This is a genomic window from Lancefieldella rimae ATCC 49626, assembly GCF_000174015.1.
Lineage (GTDB): Bacteria > Actinomycetota > Coriobacteriia > Coriobacteriales > Atopobiaceae > Lancefieldella > Lancefieldella rimae.
The window spans coordinates 558,649-565,621 of the sequence record NZ_ACFE01000001.1 but is presented as its reverse complement, the minus strand read 5'-3'; the positions used below and the strand labels follow the sequence as shown (position 1 = coordinate 565,621).

6 protein-coding genes are annotated in these 6,973 nt (G+C 49.2%); 4 read left to right on the top strand and 2 right to left on the bottom strand.

The window, feature by feature from the left end:
• Positions 1–95 precede the first annotated feature (95 nt).
• Both ATORI0001_RS02655 and ATORI0001_RS02650 read left to right on the top strand, forming a co-directional pair.
• Entirely contained in the window at positions 96–383 is a 288-nt protein-coding gene (locus ATORI0001_RS02655) for a type II toxin-antitoxin system Phd/YefM family antitoxin (RefSeq protein ID WP_244851830.1), read from the top strand.
• Complete coding sequence (locus ATORI0001_RS02650; RefSeq protein WP_040324422.1) at positions 370–675, top strand: type II toxin-antitoxin system RelE/ParE family toxin; 306 nt, start codon at positions 370–372, stop codon at positions 673–675. The genes ATORI0001_RS02655 and ATORI0001_RS02650 overlap by 14 nt, the downstream gene beginning before the upstream one ends.
• Before the next feature lie 95 nt (positions 676–770).
• Here ATORI0001_RS02650 and ATORI0001_RS02645 read toward each other — a convergent pair whose 3' ends face one another.
• Positions 771–1,889, bottom strand: coding sequence for a 5-methyltetrahydropteroyltriglutamate--homocysteine S-methyltransferase (locus ATORI0001_RS02645; protein ID WP_003148226.1), 1,119 nt, complete (start codon positions 1,887–1,889; stop codon positions 771–773).
• A 233-nt stretch (positions 1,890–2,122) separates the two neighbouring features.
• Positions 2,123–3,073, bottom strand: coding sequence for a 3-hydroxyacyl-CoA dehydrogenase (locus ATORI0001_RS02640; RefSeq protein ID WP_003148186.1), 951 nt, complete (start codon positions 3,071–3,073; stop codon positions 2,123–2,125).
• A gap of 286 nt (positions 3,074–3,359) precedes the next feature.
• Here ATORI0001_RS02640 and ATORI0001_RS02635 point away from each other — a divergent pair, with 286 nt between their 5' ends.
• Both ATORI0001_RS02635 and ATORI0001_RS02630 read left to right on the top strand, forming a co-directional pair.
• On the top strand, positions 3,360–5,153 hold the full coding sequence (locus tag ATORI0001_RS02635) for an ABC transporter ATP-binding protein (protein WP_003148809.1): 1,794 nt from the start codon (positions 3,360–3,362) through the stop codon (positions 5,151–5,153).
• 14 nt (positions 5,154–5,167) lie between these two features.
• Positions 5,168–6,901, top strand: coding sequence for an ABC transporter ATP-binding protein (locus ATORI0001_RS02630; RefSeq protein ID WP_003148405.1), 1,734 nt, complete (start codon positions 5,168–5,170; stop codon positions 6,899–6,901).
• Positions 6,902–6,973 lie beyond the last annotated feature (72 nt).

Genomic DNA, 6,973 nt, shown 5'->3' with positions numbered 1-6,973 from the left:
ATTAGTTGATTTCGATGGACGCTGAGGCTCGTAATGCACTTGTTGCTATATAAAGTTTGAAGTAAATGATATAATTCTATTAGAAAAATAGTAGAATGATTGGATATGTAATGAACATCACCTCTTCAACGGTACTGAGGAATGACTATACGAAGATTTCCAGTCTTGCACATGAAAGTAATGAGCCTATCTATATCACTAAGAATGGCGAAGGTGATATCGTTGTGCTCTCCATTGAAGCTTTTGAAGGATTAAAGACACAACTCGAGCAAAAGGCCATGATTCTTGAAGCAGAAGCTCGTCGTCTTGCAGGCGAGGAATCGTACTCAATCGATGAAGTTGAAACAATGCTTAATGAGATGTTTAGAGATGCCAAAGCATAATATGCTCATTCAACAATCCGCTTGGGAAGACATCCGTCAAATAGCAAAGTATAAGATTAAGGCGGTTGGCCCAAAGTCTGCTGAAAATTTCATGAAGAAAATACTGGATACTATGCGTCTTTTGGAAGAAACGCCTTTGCTTGGCCCTCTTCACCATGATAGTGATTTACGACGTCTTGGATACCGCAAGCTGTTTTGCGGAGAATATGTTTGTATATATAAAGTTGTAGAGGGCCGCGCAGTTGTTCTCAGGATATTTCACGGGTCTGAATCTTATAAGTTAAGGATATGAACCAGGCGGAAAATGAACCTTTTACGTGGACTCATTGTGTACTCGGTTCATTTCCTGCCTGGATTCACTTCATATTTGTTTCTTGAGAAAACGTATTAATTTCCCCAGACCTTCTTGGCAATACGCTTAACGTGAGCAAGTTTTGCCCACTGTTCGTCTTCAGTCATTACGTTGCCTTCCTCCGTTGAAGAAAAGCCGCATTGCGTTGAAAGGCGGAGCTGTTCAAGCGGAAGGTACTTCTCGGCTTCGTGGATGCGGGCGATAACAGCATTTTCATCCTCAAGCTCAGGGAATTTTGAAGTGAGAAGCCCAAGCACGACGATGCGGTTTCCGGCATGCGCTAAAGGCGCAAAATCACCCGAGCGATCGGAATCATATTCAAGGAAGAACCCGTCGTAGTTTGCCTGGAAAAGTGTCTTCGCAATCGGATCATAGCCGCCTGAAGAAAACCATGTTGAGCGGAAATTGCCCCGGCAAATATGTGTGGTGATGGTCATGTCGGCGGGCTTGGACGCAAGAATCCGATTGATGCAGTCAACGTAGTCGTGTGCAACTTTATTGAGATCAATGCCTAAGGCTTCATAGGCAGCGCGCTTCTCGATGTCGCAGAATTCGCCCCAGCTGGTGTCATCAAACTGCAGGTAGCGGCAGCCAAGGTTATAAAAGGCACGGATGGCATCTTGATACGTCTCGACAATGTCGTCATAGAGGTTGCTCTCGTCCTGATAGCGCTCAATGGGCCGATAGCTTTCTTTGCCGCGTATGCAGGGGATCAGATGTAGCATCGATGGGGAAGGTATAGTCTGCTTAACGAGGTGATTACCGGTGATTTCCTGCAGCCTTTTGAAGTGCTCGAGAAAAGGATGCTCCCCGAAGGCAATTTTTCCCGTAAATGTCAGCTGAGCTCCCTTGGGTTTTGGACCTTTGAACTCAACAGACCAATGTGCCGTATCAACATGCTCAACATTCTGGAGTTCCTCAAGAAAGTCCAGGTGCCACATAGTGCGGCGAAATTCACCGTCGGTAACGGCCTTGAGACCGATTTCTTTTTCTTTATGGACAAGTTCGGAAATGGCTCTGTCTTCCGTTGCGGTGAGTTCCTCACGGGAAATACGACCTGCTGCAAAGTTGGTGCGCGCCTCTTTGAGGTACGCGGGGCGCAAGAAACTGCCGACGATATCAAAGGTAAACGGAGGTGTTTTAAGATTCGACATGGATACCCTTCCTGGTCACAAATGATGTAGTACCGCTATGATGGCACGTCGCTTGCCTGTACGGGCGTTCGCGGGTGAGTTGCAACCAAAAAGAAATAATGCGCGCGAGAGTGCCGCGTGCAGGAGCACTACACAAAAGAACGTCCCGAGAAGATCGACTGTGCGATTTTCGGGACGTTCTTCGATTCTATGGGACTCCTGCCATGAGCTCCCATCGGGACGGCTCTTACGAGCTACTTTCCGTATGTGTAGAAGCCCTTGCCGGCATTAATGCCGAGCTCTCCAGCGTCGATCTTTTCTTTCAGTAGCGTAACGATACGATTTTCAATGGTGCCTTCCTGCTGCGCCTTAGGATTGAGCATTCCCACGTTGTAGGCAGTGGTGAGGCCGATAATGTCCAGGATTCTGAATGGTCCTGCAGGCGCACCCGTACCAATCATCCAAGCTCGGTCGATATCCTCAGGCGATCCTATGCCGCCGGCCCAAAGGCCCTCTGCGGCTGACAAGAAGGGAACAAGCATCGAATTGAGAAGGTAACCCGGCTGTTCTTTGAGAACCTTAACGGGAATCATGCGGATACTTGCGGCAAAGGCGACAACGAGGTCGAAATTTTCCTGTGCGGTACCGGCGTGCCCCATTACCTCAGCGAGTGGATTTTTCCAAATTTCGTTGGCAAAGTGGAGTGCAAGGTACTTCTCGGGACGGCCCGTGTGCTCAGCGAACATACTTGGAATCATGGTTGAGCTGTTGGTGGCGATAACCGTCTTCTCCGGCAAATGCTTTGCCAGCTCGCTATAAAATGCAATCTTCTGCTTGGGCTCTTCGGCAACGGATTCAATGACAAAGTCCGCATCGTTGAACGCTTCGTCCCAGTCGGTAGTGAGCTTGAGATGCGCGTATGCCTCTTCGACGCGACCTTTGAGTTCGTCGAGCTTCTCGGCTGTAATATCCTCTTTGGCAATAAGACCATAGGCATATGCTTTGGGGTTGGTTTTGAGTGCCTCAAGGGTGTTCAGATAAATCTCTTTCAAACGGTCAATCTTGGGTTGCGCGCGACCAATTGAAGCATCGGTGCGGAGCCAAATAGTAGTGTCATATCCGCTATAGGCAATTTGAAATGCAATTTGGCTGCCTAAGACGCCGCCGCCCGCAACGGTTACATTTTTTACTTGCGAAATATCCATTGAACTATCCTCTCTCCTTTAATGAGGAATGAATACATGCATCGTCATATACCCGTCGTGAGGAGATTAAGTCGGGCGGAGAAGAGCTATTCCGCAAACGTTATATAAATAAGCGTGAGTGGTAGATCGCAAAAGCCCTATTGCTTTTTACTTATGGGCGCGCAACACTAATATATGAGTTTTCCATGACTAACTTATGCGGTGGGTCGCCGAGAATTTACCGCCAGAGTAGTTATCCAAAATAAGATATTCATGTGCTGTTCTATAGTCTGTACAGGAGGATTATATGGAAAAACAAGGGTCCGAACAGCAGGAAGAGTTACGCGGCTCTCAAGAGAAACGAACCCAACAGCCTCAAGCAAATCCCGTCGCGGTACTGCTTGAGTGGTCCGGTAAAAAAGGGACATACGCCTTTTCGGTTCTCCTCGCCATCATTGGTGTTGCCGGTGGTATGGTTCCTTATTTTGCTGCCGGAAATATGGTTGTCGGTATTTTTAATGCGGTACGAGATTGGTCGTTTTACGTGCAGTGGGCTTGCATTGCAGCGGTAAGCTATGCAGTGCAGATCATCTTTCATCATCTCTCAACGACGGTTTCACATATCGCAACGTTCGCGACCATTGCCAACCTTCGTATCCGTCTTGCACAAAAGCTTACCCATATTCCCATGGGGTATGTGCTTGATACACCGTCCGGCACGCTCAAGCGTCTCCTTGTTGAAAAAGTTGACGGCATTGAAACCACGCTTGCTCACGCGGTTCCCGAGCTCACCTCAAATATTACGGTTGTAATTGCAATTTTTATATACTTGGGCGTTCTGGACTGGCGACTTGCCCTCGCAACATTCCTTACTATCTTCGTGGGCCTTGCCTGTATGGCAGGTATGATGAAAGACTATGAGGCGTGGTACCAAAATACCATTACAACAGGTAAAGAGATGAATAATACTTCGGTCGAGTATGTTTCGGGCATCGAGGTAATCAAAGCGTTTGGTCAATCTGCCAGCTCATACGAGAAGTTCTCAAAAGCGGTCTATGCATCCGCGCATGCCTTTATTGACTGGATGAGCCACTGTCAAATTTGGCAGGATGCAATGCTTTCCATTGCGCCTGCAACTCTCGTGGTGGTTCTTCCCTTGGGCTGCCTTTTTGTAATGCAGGGTTCGCTTGAACCCGCGACATTGGTTATGTGCGCGGTACTGTCGCTCGGCGCCTTTCAACCCCTGTATGCAGCCATGAGTTTTGGAGATTCGCTTGCTCAGGTGGGAACGATTGTCGAAGAGATTTCGGAAGTCCTGAACTATCCGGACCAAAAGCGTGCCGAGAAGCCCGGTGTTCTTGAAGGTACAGACATCAAACTCAAAGACGTTCATTTTGCCTACGATGCTAACGAAGTTATTCACGGCGTTGACCTTACCATCAACTCTGGCCAGGTAACGGCATTTGTCGGTCCAAGTGGTTCGGGTAAATCCACCCTTGCAAGGCTTGTCGCGGGCTTTTGGGATCCTACGTCAGGATCGGTTTCAATCGGCGGAAAAGATATCTGCCAGCTGTGTCCGTCTCAGCTTGCCGATCTTGTCGCCTACGTTGACCAGGACAGCTATCTCTTTGACGACACCATCATGGAAAACATCCGGATGGGTCGCAAAGACGCCACGGATGAAGAGGTTATCGCCTGTGCAAAGGCGTCCGGTTGCCATAATTTTATACATTCGCTTCCCGCGGGTTATCAAACGGTGGTTGGCGGTTCGGGAGGACATCTGTCCGGCGGAGAGCGCCAGCGTGTGGCCATTGCTCGCGCCATGCTTAAAGACGCCCCGATTATTTTGCTTGATGAGGCCACGGCCTACGCCGACCCGGAGTCCGAGGCAGAAGTCGAATCTGCGGTGGCAAAACTTGTGGCGGGCAAGACCTTGGTGGTTATCGCGCATCGCCTTTCAACGGTACAAAATGCCGACAAGATCGTAGTTGTCAATAACGGAACCATTGAAGCCGAGGGTACACACAACCGGCTTATGGATACCTGTCCGCTGTATGCGCGTATGTACCGCGCTCATATCGGCGCACTCGACGAGGCTTAAGAAAGGAGCCGACAATGCTTTCTGTATTGAAAATGTATTTCCAGTTCGGAGACACATATCGCGATAAGCTCCTCAAGGGCCTCTTGTTTACACTTCTGACCTGTATGTTTGAGGGTCTGCAAATTACGGCGCTTTGGATCGTATTCAGCGCACTTACAACAAATACGCTGTCGAACCAGACGGCTCTGATTGCACTAGGGGTTATGCTCATAAGTATTGCAGGGACGTTTGTGTGCTCTCATTTTAAGAGTGAGAATTTTTGCGACGCCAACTTTAGCATGGCCGGCCGGAAGCGAACAGAAGTGGGAGATACGCTGCGCCATTTGCCCATGGGGTACTTTAACGAGAATAGCCTTGGCGAAGTAACGTCCGTCATGACCAATCAGCTGGACGTCATGCAAAACCTCGGTGGTCTTCTGTACATGACCATTGTGGGTGGCCTCGCGTTTTCCTGCATCATTGTCGTATTCTTGCTCTTCTTGGACATACGTCTTGGCATTATATGTGCCCTCACGTTGGTTCTTTTTTGTGCGAGCATGGAGCTTTTGCAAAGATATGTACGTACGACCGCAAGTAAGCTTACGGAAGCCAATACAAAACTTGTCAGTGCCGTTCTTGAGTACGTTCGCGGTATCAGCGTGGTTCGTGCGTTTTCGCTTGTCGATGACGCGGAAGGGAAGTTTTCGCGAACCGTTGACGATTGCCGAGATCAGGCTTTGTCGCTTGAATTTAAGGCACTGCGTTTTTCTATTCTGCAGATGGTCGTTTCCAAAGCAACAAGCGTTGCGATGTGTTTGATTGCGGTGGGTCTGTGGTTGTCGGGAAGCCTTGATACTGCCATCTGTCTTACGGTTGTGGTGATGTCGTTTATGATGTTTAGCCGTCTTGAGGCTGCCGGTCGTTTCTCGGCAATCCTTCGCAATATTGAGCTTGCCATGGAACAAACCAACGCGCTTCTCGCCACGCCTCCCATGGACGAAGGCGCGGGTGTCGAGAAGGCCAATGCCTTTGACATAGAAGTTTCCGACGTCACGTTTGGATATGACGACAGGCGCGTGCTTGACGGTGTGAGTCTTTCCGTTCCCGCAGGTAGTTCATGTGCCATTGTGGGACCAAGCGGATCCGGCAAAACAACGCTTGTGCGTCTGATTGAGCGCTTTTGGGATGTGGATTCCGGTGCGGTTACTCTGGGCGGCCGCGATGTACGCGATTATAAGGTTGACTCGCTGCTGCAGAATTTTTCTACGGTTTTCCAGGGCGTATTTCTTTTTGACGATACTATTGAAAATAACATCAAGTTCGGAAGCCCCGAAGCAACGCATGAGCAAGTGGTGGACGCTGCCCGCCGAGCCTGTTGTGAGGAGTTTATTCAGGCGCTGCCAAACGGCTATGACACGCGATTGGGTGAGAGCGGCTCTTCACTTTCCGGCGGTGAGCGCCAGCGTCTTTCCATTGCACGTGCCATTTTGAAAGATGCACCCATCGTGGTTTTGGATGAGGCAACGGCTAATGTTGACCCTGAAAATGAGCTTGAGTTACAGCACGCCATTTCGGAGCTTACGAAGTCAAAGACGGTCATTATGATTGCGCATCGCTTGAAGACCGTGCGCAATGCCGATCAAATTCTCGTGCTTGATAAGGGTCGTATCGTTCAGCGCGGAACGCATGAATCGCTTATGGCGGAAGGCGGACTTTATGCCGACTTCGTAAACATGCGCGAGAAGACCGTCGGCTGGAAGATTGCGTAGAGATCGGCAAACAGAGCAGCAAACAGACCGGCAAACAGCGAAAACTTCGGTCAAAATAATGCCTGCAAGCGA

Excerpts from the sequence above, each read along its gene's own strand:
- ATORI0001_RS02650 (WP_040324422.1), top strand. The coding sequence starts at position 370 with ATGCCAAAGCATAATATGCTCATTCAACAATCCGCTTGGGAAGACATC.
- ATORI0001_RS02635 (WP_003148809.1), top strand. The coding sequence starts at position 3,360 with ATGGAAAAACAAGGGTCCGAACAGCAGGAAGAGTTACGCGGCTCTCAA.
- ATORI0001_RS02655 (WP_244851830.1), top strand. The coding sequence starts at position 96 with ATGATTGGATATGTAATGAACATCACCTCTTCAACGGTACTGAGGAAT.
- ATORI0001_RS02630 (WP_003148405.1), top strand. The coding sequence starts at position 5,168 with ATGCTTTCTGTATTGAAAATGTATTTCCAGTTCGGAGACACATATCGC.
- ATORI0001_RS02640 (WP_003148186.1), bottom strand. The coding sequence starts at position 3,073 with ATGGATATTTCGCAAGTAAAAAATGTAACCGTTGCGGGCGGCGGCGTC.
- ATORI0001_RS02645 (WP_003148226.1), bottom strand. The coding sequence starts at position 1,889 with ATGTCGAATCTTAAAACACCTCCGTTTACCTTTGATATCGTCGGCAGT.